Source organism: Trinickia sp. (assembly GCF_051954495.1).
Classification (GTDB): domain Bacteria; phylum Pseudomonadota; class Gammaproteobacteria; order Burkholderiales; family Burkholderiaceae; genus Trinickia.
Genome location: NZ_JBQCHR010000124.1, coordinates 1 through 23,793, shown reverse-complemented (window position 1 = coordinate 23,793; position 23,793 = coordinate 1). Strand labels below are relative to the sequence as shown.

18 protein-coding genes are annotated in these 23,793 nt (G+C 64.5%); 8 read left to right on the top strand and 10 right to left on the bottom strand.

Annotated elements, in window-relative coordinates:
• Nucleotides 1-161 precede the first annotated feature (161 nt).
• The 4 genes from ACTHNR_RS16710 (at nucleotide 162) to ACTHNR_RS16695 (ending at nucleotide 5,281) form a co-directional block, all read left to right on the top strand.
• Complete coding sequence (locus ACTHNR_RS16710; RefSeq protein WP_440548769.1) at nucleotides 162-1,538, top strand: collagen-like triple helix repeat-containing protein; 1,377 nt, start codon at nucleotides 162-164, stop codon at nucleotides 1,536-1,538.
• 78 nt (nucleotides 1,539-1,616) lie between these two features.
• Complete coding sequence (locus ACTHNR_RS16705) at nucleotides 1,617-2,786, top strand: collagen-like triple helix repeat-containing protein (RefSeq protein WP_440548768.1); 1,170 nt, start codon at nucleotides 1,617-1,619, stop codon at nucleotides 2,784-2,786.
• A gap of 119 nt (nucleotides 2,787-2,905) precedes the next feature.
• Nucleotides 2,906-4,597, top strand: coding sequence for a ShlB/FhaC/HecB family hemolysin secretion/activation protein (locus ACTHNR_RS16700; RefSeq protein WP_440548767.1), 1,692 nt, complete (start codon nucleotides 2,906-2,908; stop codon nucleotides 4,595-4,597).
• Nucleotides 4,598-4,774: 177 nt separating this feature from the next.
• Nucleotides 4,775-5,281: a DUF2147 domain-containing protein gene (locus ACTHNR_RS16695; protein ID WP_440548766.1), complete on the top strand. Its 507-nt coding sequence runs from the start codon at nucleotides 4,775-4,777 to the stop codon at nucleotides 5,279-5,281.
• 48 nt (nucleotides 5,282-5,329) lie between these two features.
• Here the strand turns inward: ACTHNR_RS16695 and ACTHNR_RS16690 are convergent, their stop codons facing one another.
• The 6 genes from ACTHNR_RS16690 to typA all read right to left on the bottom strand — a co-directional run bounded on the left by ACTHNR_RS16690 (nucleotide 5,330) and on the right by typA (nucleotide 14,942).
• Nucleotides 5,330-5,743: a transposase gene (locus ACTHNR_RS16690; RefSeq protein ID WP_440548765.1), complete on the bottom strand. Its 414-nt coding sequence runs from the start codon at nucleotides 5,741-5,743 to the stop codon at nucleotides 5,330-5,332.
• A 101-nt stretch (nucleotides 5,744-5,844) separates the two neighbouring features.
• Nucleotides 5,845-6,942, bottom strand: coding sequence for a cell division protein ZapE (zapE, locus tag ACTHNR_RS16685; protein ID WP_440548764.1), 1,098 nt, complete (start codon nucleotides 6,940-6,942; stop codon nucleotides 5,845-5,847).
• Nucleotides 6,943-7,035: 93 nt separating this feature from the next.
• Nucleotides 7,036-8,466, bottom strand: coding sequence for a dihydrolipoyl dehydrogenase (lpdA, locus tag ACTHNR_RS16680; protein ID WP_440548763.1), 1,431 nt, complete (start codon nucleotides 8,464-8,466; stop codon nucleotides 7,036-7,038).
• A gap of 131 nt (nucleotides 8,467-8,597) precedes the next feature.
• Nucleotides 8,598-9,860, bottom strand: a complete 1,263-nt coding sequence (odhB, locus tag ACTHNR_RS16675) for a 2-oxoglutarate dehydrogenase complex dihydrolipoyllysine-residue succinyltransferase (protein WP_440548762.1) — start codon at nucleotides 9,858-9,860, stop codon at nucleotides 8,598-8,600.
• 103 nt (nucleotides 9,861-9,963) lie between these two features.
• Nucleotides 9,964-12,825, bottom strand: coding sequence for a 2-oxoglutarate dehydrogenase E1 component (locus tag ACTHNR_RS16670; RefSeq protein ID WP_440548761.1), 2,862 nt, complete (start codon nucleotides 12,823-12,825; stop codon nucleotides 9,964-9,966).
• Between the two features lie 290 nt (nucleotides 12,826-13,115).
• Nucleotides 13,116-14,942, bottom strand: a complete 1,827-nt coding sequence (gene typA, locus ACTHNR_RS16665) for a translational GTPase TypA (RefSeq protein ID WP_440548760.1) — start codon at nucleotides 14,940-14,942, stop codon at nucleotides 13,116-13,118.
• A 480-nt stretch (nucleotides 14,943-15,422) separates the two neighbouring features.
• Between typA and ACTHNR_RS16660 the strand changes: the two genes are divergently transcribed.
• The 4 genes from ACTHNR_RS16660 (at nucleotide 15,423) to ACTHNR_RS16645 (ending at nucleotide 20,496) form a co-directional block, all read left to right on the top strand.
• Complete coding sequence (locus tag ACTHNR_RS16660) at nucleotides 15,423-15,902, top strand: MarR family winged helix-turn-helix transcriptional regulator (protein ID WP_440548759.1); 480 nt, start codon at nucleotides 15,423-15,425, stop codon at nucleotides 15,900-15,902.
• A gap of 116 nt (nucleotides 15,903-16,018) precedes the next feature.
• Nucleotides 16,019-17,518 carry an efflux transporter outer membrane subunit gene (locus ACTHNR_RS16655; RefSeq protein WP_440548787.1) on the top strand — a complete coding sequence of 500 codons (1,500 nt, stop codon included), beginning with the start codon at nucleotides 16,019-16,021 and terminating at the stop codon, nucleotides 17,516-17,518.
• Between the two features lie 91 nt (nucleotides 17,519-17,609).
• Nucleotides 17,610-18,872: an EmrA/EmrK family multidrug efflux transporter periplasmic adaptor subunit gene (locus ACTHNR_RS16650; RefSeq protein ID WP_440548758.1), complete on the top strand. Its 1,263-nt coding sequence runs from the start codon at nucleotides 17,610-17,612 to the stop codon at nucleotides 18,870-18,872.
• A gap of 64 nt (nucleotides 18,873-18,936) precedes the next feature.
• Nucleotides 18,937-20,496: a DHA2 family efflux MFS transporter permease subunit gene (locus ACTHNR_RS16645; protein WP_440548757.1), complete on the top strand. Its 1,560-nt coding sequence runs from the start codon at nucleotides 18,937-18,939 to the stop codon at nucleotides 20,494-20,496.
• Between the two features lie 91 nt (nucleotides 20,497-20,587).
• Here ACTHNR_RS16645 and ACTHNR_RS16640 read toward each other — a convergent pair whose 3' ends face one another.
• The 4 genes from ACTHNR_RS16640 to infB form a co-directional block, all read right to left on the bottom strand.
• A complete protein-coding gene (locus tag ACTHNR_RS16640; protein ID WP_440548756.1) occupies nucleotides 20,588-20,908 on the bottom strand; it encodes a hypothetical protein in 321 nt (106 codons plus the stop codon).
• 134 nt (nucleotides 20,909-21,042) lie between these two features.
• Complete coding sequence (truB, locus tag ACTHNR_RS16635) at nucleotides 21,043-21,993, bottom strand: tRNA pseudouridine(55) synthase TruB (protein ID WP_440548755.1); 951 nt, start codon at nucleotides 21,991-21,993, stop codon at nucleotides 21,043-21,045.
• Nucleotides 21,994-22,076: 83 nt separating this feature from the next.
• Complete coding sequence (rbfA, locus tag ACTHNR_RS16630) at nucleotides 22,077-22,445, bottom strand: 30S ribosome-binding factor RbfA (RefSeq protein ID WP_440548754.1); 369 nt, start codon at nucleotides 22,443-22,445, stop codon at nucleotides 22,077-22,079.
• Nucleotides 22,446-22,605: 160 nt separating this feature from the next.
• Nucleotides 22,606-23,793, bottom strand: a 1,188-nt coding sequence (gene infB, locus ACTHNR_RS16625) for a translation initiation factor IF-2 (RefSeq protein ID WP_440548753.1), incomplete at its 5' end; no start/stop codon positions are given.

Below are 23,793 nucleotides of genomic sequence, written 5' to 3'. Positions count from 1 at the left end.
CGTTAGAGGGCGTCCTATCCGAGTCGCCGCCCGCAAACCCTCGTCGAATCAGCCCGAGCGTGTAATTCGACGCCACGCCCCCGCCATTTCTCGCATCGTTGGCATGCCCATTGCACTACTTGCGCCCGCAACTAGTTGGACAAACCAAACGAGGAGCGGCGATGAACACACGGAAAATAAACGGGGCAACACGCGCTACATGGATTGCGACGGCCGTGGCGGCGATGCTTTCGCTGGGGGCCTGCGGCGGCTCGGGTACGCTTAGCCAAGGACTGAGCCCCGGCGGCGGGGGGAGCGGCAGCGGCGCGCTGACCACCGGCGGCGCCGGCAGCGGTGGAACCGGCGGCGGCTCGTCGACGACGGGCGGCTCCGGTGGCTCGACGACAGGAGGCGGATCCAACAACGGCGGAGGGACAACGACCGGCTCGGGCGGCGGTAGCGGCGCCACGGCGAACGCCGTCGGCCAAGTGCTCGGAAACGGCGGCAACGTCGTCAGCGCGGGCGGCTCGACGGTCTCGGGCATCGGCGCGGAGATCGGCCAACAAACGCTGCCCGGAACCAACCCTCAGACCACGCAGGCGGCCGGCGCCGCCGTCCAAAGCGTAGGCGCGGCGGTGTCGACGCTGGGCAGCGGTATCACTCAAGGGCTCGGCCAAACCGGCGCCACGCCCAACCCCGTGGGAACGACGCTCGCCAGCGCGGGGCCGGCCGTCAGCCAGCTCGGCAATGCCGTCACGGACGCGGGCGTGCTCGTGACGAGCCTAGGTGCGAGCGGGCCGCTCTCCGCACTGGCGCCGATTACGGGCCCGGTGGGCGGCGCACTCGAAACGCTCGGCGGCGCCATCGGCAGCGGCGGCACGACGCTCGGCAACACGCTCGCGAGCGGCGCGGTGCAGCAGGTCACGCAATCGCTGAGTACGACGATCACACCGATCACCTCCGTCCTCGCCTCCACGACCCAGACCGCGGGCATGACGACCGGCGCCGGCCCGCAGCTGGCCGGGCTCCTCGGCACGGTCGGCGGTAGCCTCCAAAAAGCCGGCGGCATCGTGGCTTCGACCGGCGGCAATCCCGTCACGACCGGAATCGGCGCCGTCTTGACGTCGACCGGCACGACCCTCGCCTCGGTCGGCGGTCTCGTCACGGGCTCCAGCGCCGGCAACCCGCTCGCGCCGCTCACCGGTGCGCTGTCGGGCATCGCCGGCACGGCCGGCGGCGCGAGCGGCGGCCCGCTCGCCCCCGTAAGCGGTTTGCTTTCGAGCGTGACGGGAACGATCGGCTCTACGGCTCCCGGCGGCACGACCGGCAACCCGCTCGCGCCGGTCACGGGCCTCGTGTCGACCGTCACCGGCGCGCTCGGCGCGCCGGCCGGCGGCAGCACCGGCGGCGCCAATCCGCTCGCGCCGGTCAGCGGCCTCTTGACGACGGTGACCGGCGCGCTGACCGGCCGCAGCACCGGCACGAGCAGCGGCACGAACCCGCTCTCGGGCCTGTCGTCGCTGACGAGCGGCCTGACCGGCGCCCTCCCCAAGAAATAAGCAGCGCGGTCCGCCGGCGCCCGCTAGGCGGACCGCAACTTCAGGCGCATCTCGGCCATCGGCCACGAGGAGCACATCATGTCGAAGAAGCAACATCGGAAAATCATCGAAACCGCACGCACGAACGCGACCACGCTGCGCGCACCGCTGACGGCGTTCGCCGTCGCCTATCTGCTCGCGGCTTGCGCCGGCGACGGCGTCACGGCGCCGCCGCCTCCGCAAAGCAGCACGGTCACGCCTCAGCCGGATCCCACACCTACCCCAACGAAGACCGGGACCTCGGGCGCGCTGACAACGCTGGGCGCCGTAGCCAGCGACCTCGGCAACGCCATCTCGTCGACGACGATTCCAGGCGTGAACACGCCCGTATTGCAAGGGGTCGGCCAAACCGTATCGTCGACCGGCGCGGTAATCGACACCGCGGCCAACGCCGTCAGCAACGGGCTCGGTCAAATCGGCTCGGCCTCGGATCCCGTCGACGCCACGCTCGCGGGAACCGGCCCGACGGTCAGCGCGATGAGCGGCGTCATCGCAGGTGTCGCCAAGACCGTCGATGCGCTCGGCACAGGCCCGCTCTCGCCGCTCGCGCCCGTGACGACGCCGGTGGCCGGTGCGCTCGACACGCTGGCCAACGGCGTCAACGCCGGCGGCCAAGTACTCGGCAATACGCTGTCCTCCTCGGCCGTGCGGCAAGTCACGCAGCCGATCAGTTCCGCAATCACCCCGCTCGTCGTCACGCTCGGCCAGCAGACGCAAAGCGTCGGCGCCGTCACGGGACTCGGTCAACCCGTGTCGGGCTTGCTGGGCCAGGTCGGCGGCGCGCTCGAAAGCGCCGGCGCGCAAGTGGCCGGCGCCTCGACCAACCCGGTCGTCGCCGACGTCGGCCAACTCGTGTCCGGCGTCGGCAATACCGTCGTCAACGCCGGCGGACTCGTGAATTCCGCCGGGCCGAACGGCGCAGCCCCCATTCCTGGCCTCATCACGAGCATCGTCGGCAGTTCCACGACGACCGTGCAAACCGGCGCACCGACAAGCGGGACCGGCGCCGGCGGCCCGCTTTCGTCGCTCACGGGACTGCTCGGCGGTAGCACGAGCGGCAGCCCGCTCGCTCCCCTGACGGGCGCGCTCGGCACAACGAGCGGCGCCACGAGCGGCAGCAGCGGTACGACGGCCGGCGCGGGTTCGGCAACGAGTGGACTGAGTTCGCTGCTCGGGGGCGGCCTTCCGCTCGTCGGCAAGCTGCCGTAATGCTCCCGGCGTCCGGTGTGCATGCCCGCGCACGCGCGAGCGTGCACACCGCACCGCAGCGGACATGAAAAAAGCGAGGCGAAGCGCCCGCAGATGAAACGGCCAACGAGGAAACCAACATGGTTAGGACAACCAATCAATGGGTGTGGCTTGCGCTCGTCGCCGCGGGTGCGGTAACACCCGCGCTCGCCCAAACGCGCCCCGCCGCGACCGGCAATCCGCTCCAAGCGCTGCCTCAAATTCAAACGCCTAGCCGCGCACCGAACGTCAGCGTCCAAATTCAATCGAACGAGCAACAGCTTCAGAAGTTGCTCCAAACGCAGCTCACGCCGAGCAAAATCGAAATCGACGGCGTCAAATCCATCGCATTTACCGACGTCGCCTCACACTTCTCGACGTTCGTCGGCAAGCGCGTCGCGATCGGGGATCTCGTGGAAGCCGCCAACGAGGTGACGCGGCTTTACCAGGCGCGCGGCTACGCGCTTTCGTTCGCGTTCGTTCCCGCGCAGACATTCGAGAACGGCGTGGTGCGAGTCACGGTCGTCGAGGGCTATGTGTCGAACGTCAAGATCACCGGCAACCCCGGCGGCACCGAGCGAAAAATACGCGACATCGCCGATCGCATCCGCAACGAACGCCCGCTGCGACGCGCCACCTTCGAGCGCTATGTCAATGCGCTGGGCCTGCTGCCCGGCGTGAAAATATCGGCAACCGTCCAACCACCGCAAACGACCGACGGCGCCGCCTCGCTCGATTTGAATGTCGAGCGCAAACCGTTCAACGTGGCGACCGGCATCGATTTCCACCACCCCGGCGTGCAGGGCCTCGTGACCGTAACGGAAAACGGGCTCGCCTCGCTCGGCGAGGACCTCAGCATATCGACGCTCGTCCCCAAAGGCCGCGACAACCAAACGTACTATGCCGCGACCGGCGCATTGCCCATCGGCAGCGAAGGCCTCATCGCCAAAATCAATGCCTCGCATTATCACGGCAATCCGACCGACAACCCGGGTCTGCCCTCATACGTCGCACGGACCGTCGTCAACGACAAGCTCGGCGTGTCCGCGGCCTACCCGCTCTATCTGAGCAACGCGCGTAGCCTCATGGGCACGATGTCCGCCTACGCCGCCCATGACGAGAACCGCTATTTGAATACCTTGACGGGCGCGACGCTTGCCCTGCGCTCGCAGGTGCGCGTCGTGCAGGCTCAGCTCGACTACGCCGATACGCGCACGGGGCAGACACGCCGCGCGAGCTTGAACGTGGCGAAAGCGTTCGGTGTGCTCGGCGCGTCTAAAGCGGGCGAAACGAACGTGCCGGGCGTCGTCGAAACGAACCCCGTTTCGCTCACTTTCGTGCGCACCGGCGCGAGTTTCTCGCAGACCAACGAGTGGCCGTTCAAAATCGGTACGGCGCTCGCGCTGACAGGCCAATACAGCCCCGACTCGCTGCCGACTTCCGAACAAATCGCGTTCGGCGCGCAGCGTTTCGCATTGGGCTACCAACCCGGCGAAGCCTCGGGCGATTCGGGCTTCGGCGCATCGTTCGAGATCAACCGCCCCATCGCCGTGGGCTCGCGCTACTTGCAGACATGGACGCCCTACGTGTCGTTCGACATGGCGCGCGTCTATCTGCATACCGGCCCCGCCGCGCCCAGCAAACTCGCGTCGCTCGCCCTGGGTTTTCGCGTGACCGACAACAAGCACTACAGCCTGGACCTGTCGATTGCCAAAGCCGTCGGCGATGCGCCGATCGAAAGCCCCTCGCGCGGCCCGAGGCTTAATGCGACGTTTTCATACCAACTGTTTTGAGCACGAAGCACGCCGCCGCCCTACCGCTGCGCGGCGTGCTGATTAGAGGCACCACTACAAAACGATGCGAACTTTTCGCGCGTATCCTGGCCGCATTCCTATAAGACGCGACGCGAACCGACACGCCGTCGCGCATCTCATAAAACAGGCGAATCACTACATCAAGGAGGACGACACATGACGCACATCTCGCATTACACCAAAACGTGGAGTTGGACCGCCGTCAAACGCGCCGCGGTCGCGGGCGCGCTTTTAGCCGGCGCCGCCGCCGCATTCGCTCAAGGCGCCGATACGCCGGTGGGCGTATGGCAGACGATCGACGACAACACCCATCAGCCGAAGGCCCTCGTGCAGATCTCGCAGAGCGACGACGGCACGCTGAGCGGCAAGGTCATCAAGGGGCTCAACCCCGCCGATAAACCGGGCAAGCTCTGCACGGCCTGCACCGACGAGCGCAAGGATCAGCCGATCCTCGGCATGACGATCATCAAGAACATGAAGCACGACGGGGACAAGTGGGATGGCGGCAATATCCTCGACCCCGAAAACGGCAAGATCTATCGGTGCAACATGCACCTTGAGGACGGCGGCCAAAAGCTCGTCGTGCGCGGGTACATCGGCATCTCGCTGCTCGGCCGGTCACAAACGTGGATACGGCAAGACGCCGCGCAAGCGAAGAATTGACGAAGGGGGTGCGTTGGGCCACGGCAGCGCCGTCCCAACGCAATTCGCTTACGCCGCGCGGCGCAGCGAAGCGAGATAAGCCAATTTCGGTACATTGACCGAAACGAACGGCGGGGCTGGCGGGCGCGGCGTCTTGGCGCCCCGCTTCGGACGCATGCGCGCCTTGATGGTTTCGCAGAGCGCCAAACCCGCTTCCCCGTAGAGCCGTGTGAGCACCTGCTTGAATACGCCGGCCGAGTACCACCTTTTAAAGCGCCGATGGCACGTTTGGTACGCCGGGTAGCGCTTAGGCATCGACGCCCACGCGGCATTGCTGTAGATCACCCACAGCACGCCGTTGAGCACCGCTCGCGTATCGGTCACGGGGCGCCCCCGAATGCGCCGCCTGCGGGAACATACCTCCGGAATGAGCGGCACGATGCTTTGCCACTGTTCTTCCGTCACGTCGCTATACGGGGTCATCGGCGCCTCCCTCTCAGAACAAGGAAAATGCACGATATGCCCGGCGGCGCACAGTGACTATCAGAAAACTCCGATATTTCGCCGCGCCGATCGGCCGACCATCAGGTGAGCGACGTATCGACGATTCTGCGCGGCGTCTCCAGATACTCCTTCGACTGCATTTCGACGATGCGCGACACCGTTCGACTGAATTCGTTGGCCATCGGCCCTTCGACGTAAAGCGCTTCGGCGGGCACGGCGGCCGACATCAAAAGCTTGACCTTGTGGTCGTAGAACACGTCGATGAGCCAAGTGAACCGCCGCGCTTCCGACGCCATGCGCGGCGACATTTGCGGTACGTCCGAGAGAATGACCGTATGAAAACGCGTCGCCAATTCGAGGTAATCGTTTTGCGAGCGGGGCCCGCCGCATAGCGTGGCGAAGTCGAACCACACCACGCCGTCGGCGCGGCGCAGCGCTTTGAGTTCGCGCTTTTCGATATGCAGAAGCGGGCTCTCGTCGGGTACCGCCGCGAGCTGCCCGTACGCCGTGCGCAACGCGCGATCGGCCTCGGCGCCGAGCGGCGTGTGGTACACGCTCACTTGCGCGAGCGTACGCTGCCGATAGTCCACACCGGCGTCGACGTTGAACACGTCGAGGTTCGCCTTGATGAGCTCGATGGCGGGCAGCAGGCGGTCGCGATGCAGCCCGTCCGGATATAGCGTGTCCGGATCGTAGTTCGACGTCATCACGAACTGCACGCCGTTCGTGAAAAGCCTATCGAGCAGCCGATAAAGAATCATCGCATCGGCGATGTCGGAGACGTGGAACTCGTCGAAGCAGATCAATCGATACCGCTTGGCGATCCGCCGCGCGAGTTCGTCGAGCGGGTCGGCCTGCCCCTTGAGTTCCTCGAGCACGCGATGCACTTCGCGCATGAGCTCGTGGAAGTGGATGCGCGTTTTCCGCTGCACGGGCACGATGGCGTAGAAGCTGTCCATGAGGAAGCTCTTGCCGCGCCCGACCCCGCCCCACATATAGACGCCACGAGGCAATTGCGGGTGAACGATCAGTTTGCGCAGCGCATTCGAGCGGCGCGCCTTGTAAGCGACCCACTCGTCGTAGCATTGCTGCAGACGGTCCACCGCGGCGCGTTGCGCGGGATCGGCCGCATATCCCCGGGTCTTGAGCTCGTGCTCGTAATATTCGATGACGTTCATCGTGCAAACAAAAAAAACGAAGGCGGGAGGGATGCGCCCTACCCGCCTTCGTCGTGGCTTCTCAGCCCCGACTGCTAGCCCGGGGCGAGGCCGTTACTTATTGAGCGCGCGCTTGTCGACGTCGAGCGCCGCTTCGCGCATCACTTCGGACAGCGACGGGTGCGGATGGCAAATGCGGCCGATGTCTTCCGACGCAGCCTTGAACTCCATCGCGACGACGGCTTCGGCGATCAGGTCCGACGCGTTGGCCGAGATGATGTGCACGCCGAGCAACTCGTCCGTCTTCGCATCGGCGATCATCTTGACGAAGCCGTCCGACTTCGCGATGCCGAGCGCGCGGCCGTTGATCGAGAACGGGAACTGGCCTTTCTTGATTTCGCGCCCCTCGGCCTTCAATTGCTGTTCCGTCTTGCCCACCCATGCGATTTCCGGCTCGGTGTAGATCACCCACGGAATGCAGTTGTAGTCGATGTGCGGCTTTTGACCGTCGATGACTTCGGCCACGAGCACGCCTTCGTCCTCGGCCTTGTGCGCGAGCATCGGCCCACGCACGACGTCGCCGATCGCGTAGACGTTCGCCACGCTCGTGCGGCAGTGATCGTCGACGTCGATGAAGCCGCGCTCATTGGCCTTCAGGCCGATCGCCTCGAGGCCGAGATTGTCGGTGTTCGGCACGCGGCCCACCGACACGATCAGCCGATCGGCGTCCAGCGTCTGCGCGTTGCCGTCCTTGTCGGTGTAAGCGATCGATACGCCGTCCTTCGACGTCTTCACTTCGCCGATGCTCACGCCCAGATGGATGTCGAGCCCTTGCTTCTTGAAGACTTTCGCCGCTTCCTTGGCCAGCGATTCGTCGGCCGCGCCGAGGAACGCAGGCAACGCTTCGAGCACCGTCACATCGGCGCCGAGGCGGCGCCAAACCGAGCCGAGCTCCAGGCCGATCACGCCTGCGCCGATGACGGCGAGCTTCTTGGGCACGGCGTCGAAGGCGAGCGCGCCTTCGTTGTCGGCGACGATCTTGTTGTCGACCGGCACGTTCGGCAGGTGGCGCGCCTTCGAGCCCGTCGCGATGATGACGTTCTTGGCCGTCACGACTTCGGCCGCGCCTTCGCCGCTCACTTCGATCTGCACGCCGGCGTCGTTCTTGCCGACGAACTTGCCGTGCCCCTTGAGCCAAGTGATCTTGTTCTTCTTGAACAGATACTCGATGCCGCCCGTCATCTTCTCGACGATGCCGTCCTTGCGCGCCATCATCTTGGCGACGTCCATCTTGGGCTCGCCCACGCTGATGCCGTGCACGTCGAGGTGATGCGACGCGTTTTCGAACTCTTCCGACGAAGCGAGCAACGCCTTCGACGGAATGCAACCGACGTTCAAGCACGTACCGCCGAGCTTGAGCGCGCCGGCGGGGTTCTTCCACTTTTCGATACACGCGACGCTCTTGCCGAGCTGCGCGGCGCGGATCGCGGCGATATAGCCGCCCGGGCCCGCGCCGATCACGACGACGTCAAATTCTTGGGACATGACGATCCTTTTGCTGACGCGACGGGAGCACGCTGCTAAAAGCTCGCCGCCGCGATTTCATTCAGTGCATTGAAAGCGCTCGCTCGACGCTCAACCCACGTGCGGGCTGAGCGAGCGCGAGCATGACAGGATTACAGGTCGAGCAGCAGGCGAGCCGGATCCTCGAGCGCATCTTTCATCGCCACAAGGGAGAGCACGGCTTCGCGGCCGTCGATGATCCGGTGGTCGTACGACAGGGCGAGATAGTTCATCGGACGGATGACGATCTGGCCGTTTTCGACGACAGCGCGCTCCTTCGTCGCGTGCACGCCCAGAATGGCCGACTGCGGCGGGTTGATGATCGGCGTCGAGAGCATCGAGCCGAACACGCCGCCGTTCGAGATCGAGAACGTACCGCCCGTCATTTCCTCGATCGAGAGCTTGCCGTCCTTCGCCTTTTGGCCGAACTCGGCGATCTTCTTCTCGATGTCGGCCAGCGACATTTGATCGGCGTTGCGCAGGATCGGCACGACGAGGCCGCGCGGCGAGCCGACGGCGATACCGATGTCGAAGTAGCCGTGGTAGACGATGTCGTTACCGTCGATCGACGCATTCACGAGCGGGAACTTCTTCAGCGCGTGCACGGCGGCCTTCACGAAGAAGGACATGAAACCGAGCTTGACGCCGTGTTCCTTCTCGAACTTGTCTTTGTACTTGTTGCGCAAGTCCATGACGGGCGCCATGTTCACTTCGTTGAACGTCGTGAGGATGGCGTTCGTTTGCTGCGACTCGAGCAGACGCTCGGCGATACGCGCGCGCAGGCGGGACATCGGCACGCGCTGTTCGGGGCGGTTTTGCAGCCAGGCGTCGGCCGAGGCCGGCGCTTTGACGTCCGGCAGCGACGGCTTGGCGGGTTTCGCGGCGGGGGCGGCGGCCGGCGCGCGCGCGGCGGGGGCGCCGGCGGACAGGACATCGCCCTTCGTGATGCGGCCGTCGCGGCCCGTGCCTTGCACTTGATCGGCCGTGAGGCTCTTCTCGGCCATCAGCTTGCCGGCTGCCGGGGAAGCGACGCCGCCGGCCGATGCCGTGGCGGCGGAAGCGGTTGCCGCAGCGGCGGCAGGTGCGGCCGCTGCGGGCGCAGCAGCGGCTGCCGGGGCGGCTGCGCCGGCCTTGCCTTCGGTGTCGATCTTCGCGAGCAGTTGCTCCGACTCCACCGTCGCACCGTCGCCAACGATGATCTCAGCCATCACGCCCGAATCCGGCGCCGGCACTTCGAGCACGACCTTATCCGTTTCGATTTCGACGAGGATTTCGTCGCGCGTCACCGCTTCGCCGGGCTTCTTCTTCCACTGCAGCATCGTGCCTTCCGAAACCGACTCCGAAAACTGCGGAACCTTGACCTCAACAATAGCCATTTGATCTTTCCTGAACTCTTTATGTCTGGTGTGGGAGGCGAACCCGGCCTCGCGTCGCGGCGCATGCAGCGCGCTCGCGCCTTCCGGGTTCGCTATCGTCTATTTATTTGGCGATCTGCGCGCTCTTGAGCCGGCCGAACGCGCCTTCGATCAGCGCCTTCTGCTGTTCGTAGTGCTTCGCGTAGTAGCCGACCGCGGGCGAGGCCGAAGCCGGACGTCCGCTGTATGCCAGCTTCTGCCCTTCCTTCATGCCTTCCTTGAGGTGGTGCTCGATGTAGAACCACGGCCCTTGGTTTTGCGGCTCGTCCTGCACCCACACCACTTCCGTCGCGTTGTCGTACTTCTTGATCTCCGCTTCGAACTGCTTGTGCGCGAACGGATAGAGCTGCTCGATACGAACGAGCGCGACGTCGTTCGCCTTCGCCTCACGGCGATGCGCGACGAGATCGTAATAGACGCGGCCCGAGCAAACGACGACGCGCTTGACCTTCTTCGCATCGATCGTGCCGTCGACTTCGCCCAGCACCGGCTGGAACGAACCGCTGGCGAGTTCGGACAGATCCGACACCGCTTCCTTGTGGCGCAACAGCGACTTCGGCGTGGCGACGATGAGCGGCTTGCGGAACAGGCGGATCATCTGGCGACGCAGCAGGTGGAAGATCTGCGCGGGCGTCGTGGGCTGCACGACTTGCATGTTGTGCTCGGCGCACAGCTGCAGATAGCGTTCGATACGCGCCGACGAGTGCTCCGGACCTTGGCCCTCGTAGCCGTGCGGCAGCAGCATCGTCAGGCCCGAAACGCGGCCCCACTTTACTTCGCCCGACGAGATGAACTGATCGATCACGACTTGCGCGCCGTTCGCGAAATCGCCGAACTGCGCTTCCCACGCCACGAGCGTGTTCGGCTCGGCCGTCGAGTAGCCGTATTCGAAGCCGAGGACGGCTTCTTCCGACAGCACGGAATCGATGACGGTGAACTTCGCTTGACCGTCGGCCACGTTTTGCAGCGGGATGTACGTGCCGTCGTTCCAGCGCTCGCGGTTTTGGTCGTGCAGCACCGCGTGGCGGTGCGTGAACGTGCCGCGGCCCGAGTCCTGCCCCGTCAGACGCACGGCGTAGCCCGATGCGACGAGCGAGGCGTAGGCCAGATGTTCGCCCATGCCCCAATCGAGCGGCGCCTCGCCGCGGCCCATGGCGCGGCGATCGTTGACGACGCGCTCGACGAGCGGGTGCACCTTGAAGTTTTCAGGCACCGTCGTGATGCGCTCGGCCAGACGCTTGAGTTCGGCGAGCGGCACGGCCGTGTCGGCCGCGTCGGTCCATTTGCGGTTCAGGAACGGCACCCAGTCGACGGCGTACTTGCTCTTGTAGTTCGAGAGCACCGGGTCGATCGTGTGGTGGCCTTCGTCCATCGCTTGACGGAAAGCCTTGACGAAGTTTTCGCCGTCTTCCGCCGAGATGACGCCTTGCTGCACGAGCTTTTCCGCGTAGAGCGCGCGCGTGCCGGGATGCTGCGCGATCTTCTTGTACATCAGCGGCTGCGTGACGGCCGGCGTGTCCTGCTCGTTGTGGCCCAGCTTGCGGAAGCAGACGATGTCGAGCACGACATCCTTGTGGAACTGCATCCGGAAATCGATCGCGATTTGCGTGGCGAGCACGACGGCTTCGGGATCGTCGCCGTTCACGTGCAGCACGGGCGCTTCGATCATCTTGACGACGTCCGAGCAGTACAGCGTCGAGCGCGCATCGCGCGGATCGGACGTCGTGAAGCCGATCTGGTTGTTGATGACGATGTGCAGCGTGCCGTGCGTGCCGTAGCCGCGCGTTTGCGCGAGGTTCAGCGTTTCCATCACCACGCCCTGACCCGCGAACGCCGCATCGCCGTGAATCTGCACGGGCAGCACTTGCAGGCCGGAATCGTCGCCGCGGCGGTCCATCCGCGCCTTGGCCGAACCTTCGACCACCGGGTTGACGATTTCGAGGTGCGAGGGGTTGAACGCGAGCGAGAGGTGCACGGGGCCGCCCTCGGTGGCGACGTCCGACGAGAAGCCCTTGTGGTACTTGACGTCGCCGGCCGGCAGATCGTCGACGTGCTTGCCTTCGAATTCGGCGAACAAGTCGGACGGCATCTTGCCGAGCGTGTTGACGAGCACGTTCAGACGGCCGCGGTGGGCCATGCCGATGACGATTTCCTGCACGCCCTTCGCGCCTGCGTGGCGAACGACTTCGTCCATCGAGGCGATGAAGCTTTCACCGCCTTCGAGCGAGAAGCGCTTCTGACCCACGTATTTCGTGTGCAGATAACGCTCGAGCCCTTCGGCTGCCGTCAGACGATTGAGGATGTGCTTCTTTTTGTCGGCCGAGAAAGCCGGCGTGGCGCGCGTCGATTCGAGGCGCTCCTGCCACCAGCGCTTTTGCTCGGGATCGCTGATGTACATGAACTCGGCGCCGATCGTGCCGCAGTACGTGTCGCGCAGGCCCTTGACGATATCGCGCAGCGACGCTTGCTCGAACCCGAAATACAGGTTGCTCGCGCTGAACGTCTGGTCCATGTCGGCTTCGGTGAAGTCGTAGAACGCAGGTTCGAGCTCGGGAATGGCCGGACGCTCGCGGCGCTTCAGCGGATCGAGGTTGGCCCACTGCGAGCCCATGAAGCGGTAGGCGCTGATGAGCGACTGGACGTGGACTTGCTTTCGCGCGGTGGCGAGATTCCCGCCTGCTTCAACCTCCCGCGGAATGAAGGCATTGGCCTTCGCGCGCTGGGCGAACGATTCGACGATGGGGCCATGGGCCACGTCGCTGGCCGCGCTGCCGTCCGAGGCAGGCACGTTCTGCAACGCGTCGAAATATTCGCGCCAGTTATCGGGGACGGACGCGGGATTATCTAGGTATTGCTCGTACAGTTCTTCAACGTACGGAGCATTGCCGCCGAACAAATACGAGTTCAGCTGGAATTGCTTCATCATGTTTACGCTCACCTTTCTTCGAGCTTCTCGAGAAATAGCGGGTTACTCAACCTTCCGCGACACGGCCTGACCGTTTAGCGGATTGCGCGAATCAAGTCTTGCTTGGAAGGACCTAAAACTAGCACGCGCAGCATATCACAGAACGAATAGTCTAGACCGGCCGTACTCTGTGCTTTCGCCCGCCCAGCAAGCAAAAAGCCGCCCGAAAGAGGCGGCTTGTCGCATGTCCGGGCGCCATGCGGCGCCCGCGCTGGGCAAGGGGCGATGCCGCCCCGTCGATGGTCGAGCGATCAGTCGACCGCCGCCTCGCGGCTGGCCCGGCGACGCTCATGCTCCTTGAGGTGACGCTTGCGCAGCCGGATCGACTGCGGCGTGACTTCGACCAGTTCGTCGTCATCGATGAATTCGACCGCGTACTCCAACGACATTTGAATGGGCGGCACGAGGCGCACGGCTTCGTCGGTGCCCGATGCGCGGACGTTCGTGAGTTGCTTGCCCTTGATCGGGTTCACGACGAGATCGTTGTCGCGGCTGTGGATGCCGATGATCATGCCCTCGTAGAGCGCGTCGCCCGGCTTCACGAACATACGGCCGCGATCTTGCAGCTTCCACAAGGCGTAGGCCACGGCGGCGCCGTCGTCTTGCGAGATCAGCACGCCGTTGCGGCGCTCGCCGAGCGTACCTTCCTTGATGGGCGCGTACTCGTCGAATACGTGGCTCATGAGACCCGTGCCGCGCGTGAGCGTCATGAATTCGCCCTGGAAGCCGATCAGCCCGCGCGCGGGAATCTTGTACTCCAGACGCGTCCGGCCTCGGCCGTCCGACGCCATGTCGAGCAGTTCGCCCTTGCGGCGACCAAGCTCCTCCATCACGCCGCCCTGGTGGCCGTCTTCCACGTCGACCGTCAGCAATTCGTACGGCTCTTGCTTCACGCCGTCGACTTCATGCAACACGACGCGCGGACGCGACACGGCCAGCTCGTAGCCTTCGCGGCGCATGTTTTCGATCAGAATCGTCAAGTGCAATTCGCCGCGGCCCGACACTTCGAAGACCGTTTCGTCGCCGGTGTCGCGCACACGCAACGCCACGTTGTGATTCAGTTCGCGCGTGAGGCGGTCGCGGATCTGGCGGCTCGTGACGAACTTGCCTTCCTTGCCGGCCAGCGGCGACGAATTGACGAGGAAGTTCATCGTGAGCGTCGGCTCGTCGACCGTGATCATCGGCAGCGCTTCGGGCGTGTCGGGCGCGCAAATCGTGGCGCCGATGCCGATATCCTCGATGCCGTTGATCAGCACGATGTCGCCTGCTTGCGCTTCTTCCACTTGGACCCGCTCGAGCCCGTGGAACGACAGCACCTGGTTGATCTTGCGGTTCATGACCTCGCCTTCCGGCCCGAAGCGCAACGCGACGGGCTGGCCCGGCTTCAGGCGCCCGCGGGCGATGCGGCCCACGCCGATGCGGCCCACGTAGGTCGAATAGTCGAGCGAGGTGATTTGCAACTGCAGCGGACCGTCCGGATCGGCGGCGCGCACGGGTACGTGCTCGAGAATCGCTTCGAACAGCGGACGCATGTCGCCCTCGCGCGCGCTCGGATCGAGCGAGGCGTAGCCGTTCAGGCCCGATGCGTAGACGATCGGGAAATCGAGCTGCTCTTCGGTTGCGCCGAGCTTGTCGAACAGATCGAACGTCTGATTGATGACCCAGTCGATGCGGGCGCCCGGACGGTCGATCTTGTTGACGACGACGATCGGCTTCAAGCCCAGCGCCAGCGCCTTCTTCGTGACGAAGCGCGTTTGCGGCATGGGGCCCTCGACGGCATCGACGAGCAGCAGCACGGAGTCGACCATCGACAGCACGCGCTCGACCTCGCCGCCGAAATCGGCGTGGCCCGGCGTATCGACGATGTTGATGTGCGTGCCTTCATACTCGACTGCACAGTTCTTGGCGAGGATCGTGATCCCGCGCTCTTTTTCGATGTCGTTCGAGTCCATCACGCGTTCCGCGATCTGCTGGTTTTCTCGGAACGTGCCCGACTGGCGAAGCAGTTGGTCGACGAGCGTGGTCTTGCCGTGGTCGACGTGGGCGATGATGGCGATATTGCGGAGAGCGCGAGTCATAGGAATAAGGGACGGTTGCGTGCGCGAAACGAAAAACTCAGTGCCGGATGCAAGCTGCCTTCATGCTGCCTTCAGCTGCCGGGTGCCTGCGCGAAACGCCGTTTGGGCGGCGGGCCGAGGCGGAACCGAAAAATGGGTGCGCGCACTTTCTGGGTAACTAGTGATTATAGCACGGGCTTATGACGCCCTACAGGCGAAAGCATGAGAACCAGTCGACGATCGATGAGGGATGGTCGACCGGCCCCGCCCGGACGGCATCTCGCGACGCGGCAAGTCGCCCGCACCGTCACCATTCGTCTTGCTTGCAAACAACATTCGTCTCGGTTGCAAGCAACGTTCCGCATACATGCCGCATAATAGGCCCGCACATTAAGAAGTTGCTTAAATACTACGGATGAGCCCAAAGAAATGCTTGCCGAGTCATCTTTCCTGCGCCTACAATCATGCCTAGTCAACTATTGCAATCGCACGGAAATCGCCATGAAGGAACCGTCCCCGCCGCTGCCGCCGGAAGTCAGCAGCTACCAGTTGGACGAGAGCGTCGGTTACCTGCTCGCTCGGGTGAAGTCGAGCCTGTCGAACCTCGTGACGCAGCGCACGCTGAACGACTTGGGCATTACGAGCACGCAGGCCAGCATGCTGTTCATGATCGCGAGCGGCCGCTGTTCGCTGGCCGCCGAACTCGCTCGAGACTACGGCATCGACGCGAGCGCGGTCACTCGGCTGATCGATCGGCTGGAAAAGCGTAATCTGCTCTCGCGCGTTCGCAGTTCAGAAGATCGCCGCGCGGTTCATTTGGCCGTGACGCCCGAAGGGCGCGAGCTCGCAGCGCGCATGCCCGAGATCTTCGGCGGCGTGCTCGACAAGGCGCTGGCCGGCTTCACGCCGGAGGAAGTCGGCTTCCTCAAGAGCATGCTCCGGCGCATTCTCGCCAACACGGGAGACCCGGCCGCGCAATAGCGCCGCCAGCCGGTTCGTCTCGGCAGCCTTGGCTGACCCGGCAACGAGTTTCGCCCATCAATCGCCAAAAATAAGTTGCAAAGTCCATGAATACGTTCACATTGAAAGGCCGTGCGATGACTTCCTTCCCCGCGTCGATCGGGGTGCGCCTCGGCACGATCGCCGCCGCGGTCGCCGCGCTCGTGCTCGCCGGGTGCGCGAACTACGCCGGCATTCATAGCGACAAGCAGATGACGCAGCCCGCCGCGCTGGAATCGACGCAGAGCCTGCCGAGCGAGGGGGGCCAGTGGCCGTCGCTCGGTTGGGCGGGCGAATTCGGCGATCCGCAACTGCCCCAGCTCATCGACGAAGCATTGACGGGCAATCCGTCGATCGCCCAGGCGCAGGCCCGCATCGCCAAGGCGCAGTCGTACATCGAAAGCGCGCGCTCCGACCTGCTGCCCAAAGTCAACGGCAGCTACTCGGTCACGCGCGAGTTGCTCTCGGGCAACGGCCTGTACCCGCCCCCGTTCGGCGGCAATTGGTTCACCGAGCACAACGCGCTGGCGAGCGCGTCATGGGATCTCGACCTGTGGGGCAAGAACCGCGAGCGCGTGAAGGCATCGCTGTCGCAAGAGAAGGCCGCCGAAGCCGACATGCAGGAGGCGCGCATCACCCTCGCCTCGTCGGTCGCTCGCACCTACAACCAGCTGGCGCAGCTCTACGCGCTGCGCGACATCGCGGCCCGCGAAATTCGCAATCGCCAGGAAGTCGGCACGATCACGAACGGGCGCGTGTCGGCCGGGCTCGATACGAACGTCGAGAAGCAAACCGCGCTGGGCAACATCGCGACCAGCCAGGCGACGCTGTCCGACCTCGACGGCCAGATCAAGTCGGTGCGCTATCAGCTCGCCGCGCTGCTCGGCAAGGGCCCGGACCGCGGCCTGCAAATCGCCGAACCTGCATTGGCGACGGGCGGCAACGTGGCGCTGCCGTCGAATTTGCCGGCCGATCTCGTCTCGCGCCGGCCCGACATCGTCGCGGCGCGCTGGCAGATCGAAGCCGCGCTCGCGAACGTGAAGGAAGCCAAGGCCGAGTTCTTCCCCGACATCAACCTCGCGGCCGCCATCGGCCTCGACGCGTTCGGCTGGGCGCATTTTCTGACCGCTGCCAGCCGCACGGTGCAGGCCGGTCCGGCGATCCACCTGCCGATCTTCGACGCCGGCGCGTTGCGCGCTCAGCTCAAGGGGCGCTACGCCGATTTCGACTTGGACGTGGCGAACTACAACCAAACGCTCATCAACGCGATGTCCGACGTGGCGACGCAGGTGGCGTCGATCCGCTCGATCGACACGGAAATGAGCGATGCGCAGCGCGCGCTCGACGCATCGACCGAGGCGTATCGCCTGGCCGTCATTCGCTACAAGGCGGGCCTCTCGCCTCAGCTTCAAGTTCTGACCGCCGACAGCAATCGGCTGGCCGCCGAACAGACGGTCACGAACTTGAAGATGAAGCGCCGCGATCTGCAATTCGCGCTGATCCGCGCACTCGGCGGCGGCTTCGACGCGCAGGCCACCGGTGTCGCGGCGCCCGCCGCGGCCGGCGCCCAGGCGGCGTCGACGCCCTCCGCGGGTTGAGCGGCGAACCCAACAACCGGCACCTGACAACAACGCAAGATTCAACGATTGAGCTTCGAACGATCGAGACTCGAGAAACGGAGAGCATTTCATGAGCGACACTCAACAATCCGCCGCGAGCGCGCAGTCGCAGGGCAACAACGGCAAACGCAAGCGCCTGATGACGCTGCTCGTCGGCGTGATCCTCGTCGCGGCCGTCGCATACGGCTTGTACTACTTCCTCGTCGCGCGCTTTCATGAGGACACGGACGACGCCTATGTGAACGGCAACGTCGTGCAGATCACGCCGCAAGTGACGGGCACGGTCATCGCCGTCAACGCCGACGACACGCAAACCGTGAAAGCCGGCGATCCGCTCGTCGTGCTCGACGGCGCGGATGCGCGCGTCGCGCTGCAGCAGGCCGAAGCCAATCTCGCGCAAACCGTCCGTCAAGTGCGCGGCCTGTTCGTCAACAACGACCAGTTCCAAGCGCAGATCGCGCAACGCCAAGCCGATCTCTCGCGTGCGCAAGACGACTTGCGCCGCCGCTTGTCCATCGCTCAAACGGGCGCCGTCTCGCAAGAGGAGATCTCGCATGCGCGCGATACGGTGAAAGCCGCGCAGGCCGCGCTCGACGCCGCTCAGCAGCAGCTCGCATCGAACCGCGCACTGACGGCGAATACGACGATCGCCACGCACCCGAACGTGCTCGCCGCGGCGGCCAAAGTACGCGACGCCTACCTGAACAACGCGCGCAACACGCTGCCCGCGCCGGTGACGGGGTATGTCGCGAAACGCGCGGTGCAAGTCGGGCAACGCGTCTCGCCGGGCACGCCGTTGATGGCGATCGTGCCGTTGGAATCGGTTTGGGTCGACGCGAACTTCAAGGAAGTGCAGCTCAAGCACATGCGCATCGGCCAACCCGTCGAACTCACCGCCGACGTCTATGGCTCGTCGGTCGTCTACCACGGCAAGGTCGTCGGCTTCTCCGCCGGCACGGGTTCGGCGTTTTCGCTGCTGCCCGCGCAAAACGCCACGGGCAACTGGATCAAGGTCGTGCAGCGCCTGCCGGTGCGCATCGAACTCGATCCGCAAGAACTGCGCGCCCATCCGCTGCGTATCGGCCTGTCGATGCAGGCCGATGTCGACATCAAGAAAGACAGCGGCGGCCAGCTCGGCAACGCGCAGAACACCGTCTATCAGACGAACGTGTTCGACAAGTACGGCGATGAAGCCGACGCCGAAATCGCCCGCATCATCGCCGAGAACGCCGGTTCGAATGCCGGCCTCGCGCAGCAAAAGCCGGTCGCGCATGCGCCCGCCCGCGCCGCGCACACGGCGAAGATGGCGAGCGGCAGCACGAAGCTCATGTAACTAGGCGCGCGCGAGGCGCGCCGCGCATCGAAGAAACGACACCGCAACCGAGGTCACCTGCTCAATGGCTCAACCCGCTGCCCCACACCCGCCGCTCAGCGGCGCTCAGCTCGTGATCGGGACGATCGCCGTCTCGCTGGCGGTGTTCATGAACGTGCTCGATACGTCGATCGCCAACGTTTCGATTCCGACGATCTCGGGGGATCTCGGCGTGTCGTCGGATCAAGGCACCTGGGTCATTACCTCGTTCGCCGTCGCCAATGCTATTTCGGTCCCGCTGACGGGCTGGCTCACCGAACGACTGGGCCAAGTACGCCTGTTCCTCGCCTCGATCGTGCTGTTCGTGATCTCGTCGTGGATGTGCGGGCTCTCGCCCACGCTGCCGTTCCTGCTCGTGTCCCGCGTGATCCAGGGCGCCGTGGCCGGCCCGATGATTCCGCTCTCGCAAACGCTCCTGCTCGCGAGCTACCCACGCGCCAAAGCGCCGCTCGCGCTCTCGATGTGGTCGATGACGACGCTGATCGCCCCCGTGGCGGGACCGATTCTGGGCGGCTGGATATCGGACAATATTTCGTGGCCCTGGATCTTCTACGTCAATATCCCCGTGGGGATCGTGGCGGCCATCGCCACCTGGGCGATCTTCCGCACGCGAGATTCCGTCATCAAGAAGGCGCCGATCGATATGGTCGGTCTCGCGCTCCTCGTCGTCTGGGTCGGTTCCCTGCAGGTGATGCTCGACAAGGGCAAGGATTTGGACTGGTTCTCCTCGACGACAGTCGTCGCGCTTGCACTGACGGCGCTGATCGGATTTGCGTTCTTCGTCGTATGGGAGCTGACGGCCGACCACCCCGTCGTCGATTTGTCGCTGTTCAAGAAACGCAACTTCACGGGCGGCACGATCGCGCTATCGGTGGGCTACGGGCTTTACTTCGGCAATCTCGTCTTGCTGCCGTTGTGGCTGCAAACCGACATTGGCTACACGGCTACCGATGCGGGCCTCGTCATGGCGCCTGTGGGCGTGTTCGCGATTCTGCTCTCGCCGGTAACGGGAAAATTTCTCCCTCGCACCGACCCGCGCAAGATCGCGACGGCGGCCTTCGTCGTGTTCGCGCTGTGCTTCTGGATGCGCTCGCGCTACACGACCGGGGTGGATACGTGGTCGCTCGCGCTGCCGACGCTCGTGCAGGGCATCGCCATGGCGGGCTTCTTCATTCCGCTCGTGTCGATCACGCTCTCGGGGCTGCCCGGCCAGCGCATCGCGGCGGCGTCGGGGTTGTCGAACTTCGTGCGGATCATGTGTGGCGGCATCGGCACGTCGATCTTCACTACGGCGTGGGATCATCGCACCAGCCTGCATCATGCGCAGTTGACCGAGCGCGCGAGCGCCTTGGACCCGACGTTCGGGCAATCGATGACGCAGTTGGGCTCGCTCGGACTCGACGCTTCGCAGCGCTACGGCATGTTCGACCGGCTAGTCTCGCAGCAAGCCGCGCAGCTGGGCGTGAACGATCTTTTTTATATTTCTTCGGTCATCTTCATCGTGCTCATCGCGTTGATCTGGATCACGCGGCCCGAGCGAAGCGGCGCAGGAGATTCGAGCGCCGCGGCGTCCGCCGCGCATTGAAGGAACGTGGAATGAGGCATCGTGCCGTCCGCATGAATCACGCAAGCGGACGGCTGCGCTTTAGCCAAGCGCTCTCATAAGCGCGTGCGCGCTAATTGCCGGTGATCAGAACGCCGATCGTCGTCTTTTGCGAGGAGATGGCCGTCAGTTTGAGTCGTATCCCGGGTGCGGCGTAGACTTCCGTGAAGGACGTTGCCGGCTGCAGCACTGTCGTAAACAGCGGTCCGTAACCCTGGCCCTTGTCATCTACGATGGAGAGAATCAGCGTGATCGTTCCCGGGGAAAACACATCGCTGTAACCCGAGATTCTGATCTTCTCGCAACCGCTGACGTCGAGATCGCCAAGCAGCGCGGGTACGCCTTCGGTGGAATTCATTTCACCAGCGAACTGATAAAGCGTCGTCGTTGCCATCGACTGCCCTCCGGGTCATGTTAGCGCGCCGACGCGGTTTGGCCGGCTAGCGGTGGTCGTCGACCACCTCCCCACGCTAGGTGACGCGCAAGACGCATTCAAGCGCCGAGGCTTCGCCGAGTCCTTCAAGCCCACTATTTGGGTGATTCGTGCGGTTGCGCCGCGATCAATCGTTGGGGCGACAACACGCCGTTTTCCGCTAGCGCGACGCCCAGCAACGCACCATCCTGATCTCGATAGACCCGCACTCGCGTTGCGCCATCGCCGCTCGGAATAGTCGGCAAACCGGCGAGCCTGAGCCGCTGCCCATGCTGGAAGCGATTGGCGTCGTCGCCGCCCAGTCGGACGGCCGGAAGCGTCGAGAGCAGCGCATCGACCGCGCGCAAGCAGCCGTCGCGCTCCGCGCTCTCCATCTGCTCGAGCGCCTCCAGCGTGACCGCGTGCTCAAGCGTCAGCGCACCGACGCCCGTGCGGCGCAACGCGACGAGATGCGCGCCGCAACCCAGCGACGCGCCGATGTCTTCCGCCAGCGTGCGCACGTAGGTACCCTTGCTGCACGTGACGCGAAACGCGACATCCGGAAGGCTGGCGCTGAGCAGCTCGAGTGCATGAATCGTCACCTCTCGCGCCTCGCGTTCGACGACCTGCCCCGCGCGCGCATATTCGTACAGCGGCTTGCCGTCGCGCTTGAGCGCCGAGTGCATCGGCGGGATCTGCAAGATCGGCCCGCGAAAACGCGCGAGCGCCGCTTCGATGTCGGGTATGCCGACTTCGACCGCGGACGTTTCCAGTATTTCGCCCTCGGCGTCGCCCGTGCTCGTGCGCACGCCGAGCCGCATCGTGGCCTCATACGTCTTGTCGGCGTCGAGCAAATCCTGCGAGAATTTGGTCGCCTCGCCGAAGCAAAGCGGCAGCAATCCCGATGCGAGCGGATCAAGCGTACCCGTATGACCGGCCTTCTGAGCGAGCAATATCCGCTTGGCGCGTATCAGCGCGTCGTTGCTCGATAGCCCGAGACCTTTATCAAGCAGCAGCACGCCGTCTAGAGCGCGACGCGGCACACGCGGACGTTGAGGTTGTTTCATCGAATAACTTGCTTTAAAACGGGCCGACCGGAACAGGTCCGGCCAGGCTCAAGCCCCGACCCCTGCCCCTTGGTCGACGACGCTCAATCTTCTTTCGCGCGCGTGGCGTTCGCTTCGTCGATCAGCCGCGACATTTCGACGGCCTTTTCGATCGACTTGTCGTAGTGGAAATGCAGCGTGGGCACCGTGTGGATATGCAGGCGCTTGAACAGCAAGTTGTGCAGATGTCCCGCGGCGTGATTGAGCGCGGTTTGCGTCGCGCCGGCATCGCCGGTGAGCGTCGTGAAGTAGACCTTCGCGTGCGCGTAGTCGGGCGTGAGCTCGACGCTTTGAATCGTGACGAGCCCAATGCGCGGATCTTTCACTTCGCGCGCGATGAGTTCGGACAGATCGCGTTGAATCTGATCGGCGATCTGAACGTTGCGATTAGGGGACGTGCGTTTCTTCGACATGATGAACCCGCCTAGCGGTTAGGGCGCGCTAGCATGCGGCCCGGGGCGCAACATAGGCGAGCCGAACCTTGGGTCCGCGCCCGCGCCGATGCACCACCATAAAACAATCGGGGCGGAGAAGGCTAGCCGCCTGCTCCGCCCCGAGCCGCGCGCTTGGCGATTACAGCGTACGCGCGACTTCCGTAACTTCGAACACCTCGAACTGATCGCCTTCGACGATATCGTTGAAGTTCTTGATCGACATACCGCACTCGAAGCCTTGCTTCACTTCCTTCACGTCGTCCTTGAAGCGCTTGAGCGAATCGAGCTCGCCCGTGAAGATGACGACGTTGTTGCGCAGCACGCGCACCGACGACGAGCGCTTGACGACACCGTCCGTGACCATACAGCCGGCCACCGCGCCCACCTTCGGCACCTTGAAGACTTGGCGCACTTCGACCATGCCCGTGACGACTTCGCGCTTTTCGGGCGAGAGCATGCCCGACATCGCCGCCTTCACTTCATCGACTGCGTCATAGATGATGTTGTAGTAGCGGATGTCGATACCGTTCGTCTCGGCAAGCTTGCGCGCCTGCGCATCGGCCCGCGTGTTGAAGCCGATGATGACCGCCTTCGAAGCCGTTGCGAGGTTGACGTCGGACTCGCTGATGCCGCCCACGGCGCCATGCACGATTTGCACGCGCACTTCGTCGGTTGACAGCTTTTGCAGGGACTGCACGAGTGCTTCTTGCGAACCCTGAACATCGGCCTTGACGATGAGCGGCAGCGTCTGCACTTCGCCCTCGCCCATCTGCTCGAGCATGCTTTCGAGCTTCGCGGCCTGCTGCTTCGCAAGCTTGACGTCGCGGAACTTGCCCTGGCGGAACAGCGCGATTTCGCGCGCCTTGCGCTCGTCGGGCAGCACGATGACTTCCTCGCCCGCGGCCGGCACTTCCGACAGACCTTGGATCTCGACCGGAATGGACGGGCCGGCCTCCTTCGTGGGCTTGCCCGTTTCATCCAGCATCGCACGCACGCGGCCGTAGGCGCTGCCTGCCAGCACGACGTCGCCGCGCGAGAGCGTACCGGACTGCACGAGAATCGTCGCAACCGGCCCCTTACCCTTATCGAGCTTGGCTTCGATGACGAGACCCTTGGCAGGCGCCGTCACCGGCGCCGTCAACTCGAGCACTTCGGCTTGCAGCAACACGTTCTCGAGCAGATCGTCGATGCCTGCGCCCGTCTTCGCCGAAACCGGGACAAACGGCGAATCGCCGCCGTATTCTTCCGGCACGACGCTTTCGGCGACGAGCTCTTGCTTTACGCGCTCGGGGTTCGCCTCGGGCTTGTCGATCTTGTTGATCGCCAC

What these genes read in the sequence shown, in the direction of transcription:
- ACTHNR_RS16700 (WP_440548767.1), top strand. Translation starts at nt 2,906, where the DNA reads ATGGTTAGGACAACCAATCAATGGGTGTGGCTTGCGCTCGTCGCCGCG.
- rbfA (WP_440548754.1), bottom strand. Translation starts at nt 22,445, where the DNA reads ATGTCGAAGAAACGCACGTCCCCTAATCGCAACGTTCAGATCGCCGAT.
- ACTHNR_RS16640 (WP_440548756.1), bottom strand. Translation starts at nt 20,908, where the DNA reads ATGGCAACGACGACGCTTTATCAGTTCGCTGGTGAAATGAATTCCACC.
- ACTHNR_RS16695 (WP_440548766.1), top strand. Translation starts at nt 4,775, where the DNA reads ATGACGCACATCTCGCATTACACCAAAACGTGGAGTTGGACCGCCGTC.
- ACTHNR_RS16690 (WP_440548765.1), bottom strand. Translation starts at nt 5,743, where the DNA reads ATGACCCCGTATAGCGACGTGACGGAAGAACAGTGGCAAAGCATCGTG.
- ACTHNR_RS16645 (WP_440548757.1), top strand. Translation starts at nt 18,937, where the DNA reads ATGGCTCAACCCGCTGCCCCACACCCGCCGCTCAGCGGCGCTCAGCTC.
- zapE (WP_440548764.1), bottom strand. Translation starts at nt 6,942, where the DNA reads ATGAACGTCATCGAATATTACGAGCACGAGCTCAAGACCCGGGGATAT.
- ACTHNR_RS16650 (WP_440548758.1), top strand. Translation starts at nt 17,610, where the DNA reads ATGAGCGACACTCAACAATCCGCCGCGAGCGCGCAGTCGCAGGGCAAC.
- odhB (WP_440548762.1), bottom strand. Translation starts at nt 9,860, where the DNA reads ATGGCTATTGTTGAGGTCAAGGTTCCGCAGTTTTCGGAGTCGGTTTCG.
- ACTHNR_RS16660 (WP_440548759.1), top strand. Translation starts at nt 15,423, where the DNA reads ATGAAGGAACCGTCCCCGCCGCTGCCGCCGGAAGTCAGCAGCTACCAG.
- truB (WP_440548755.1), bottom strand. Translation starts at nt 21,993, where the DNA reads ATGAAACAACCTCAACGTCCGCGTGTGCCGCGTCGCGCTCTAGACGGC.
- lpdA (WP_440548763.1), bottom strand. Translation starts at nt 8,466, where the DNA reads ATGTCCCAAGAATTTGACGTCGTCGTGATCGGCGCGGGCCCGGGCGGC.
- ACTHNR_RS16705 (WP_440548768.1), top strand. Translation starts at nt 1,617, where the DNA reads ATGTCGAAGAAGCAACATCGGAAAATCATCGAAACCGCACGCACGAAC.
- ACTHNR_RS16670 (WP_440548761.1), bottom strand. Translation starts at nt 12,825, where the DNA reads ATGATGAAGCAATTCCAGCTGAACTCGTATTTGTTCGGCGGCAATGCT.
- ACTHNR_RS16655 (WP_440548787.1), top strand. Translation starts at nt 16,019, where the DNA reads ATGACTTCCTTCCCCGCGTCGATCGGGGTGCGCCTCGGCACGATCGCC.
- typA (WP_440548760.1), bottom strand. Translation starts at nt 14,942, where the DNA reads ATGACTCGCGCTCTCCGCAATATCGCCATCATCGCCCACGTCGACCAC.
- ACTHNR_RS16710 (WP_440548769.1), top strand. Translation starts at nt 162, where the DNA reads ATGAACACACGGAAAATAAACGGGGCAACACGCGCTACATGGATTGCG.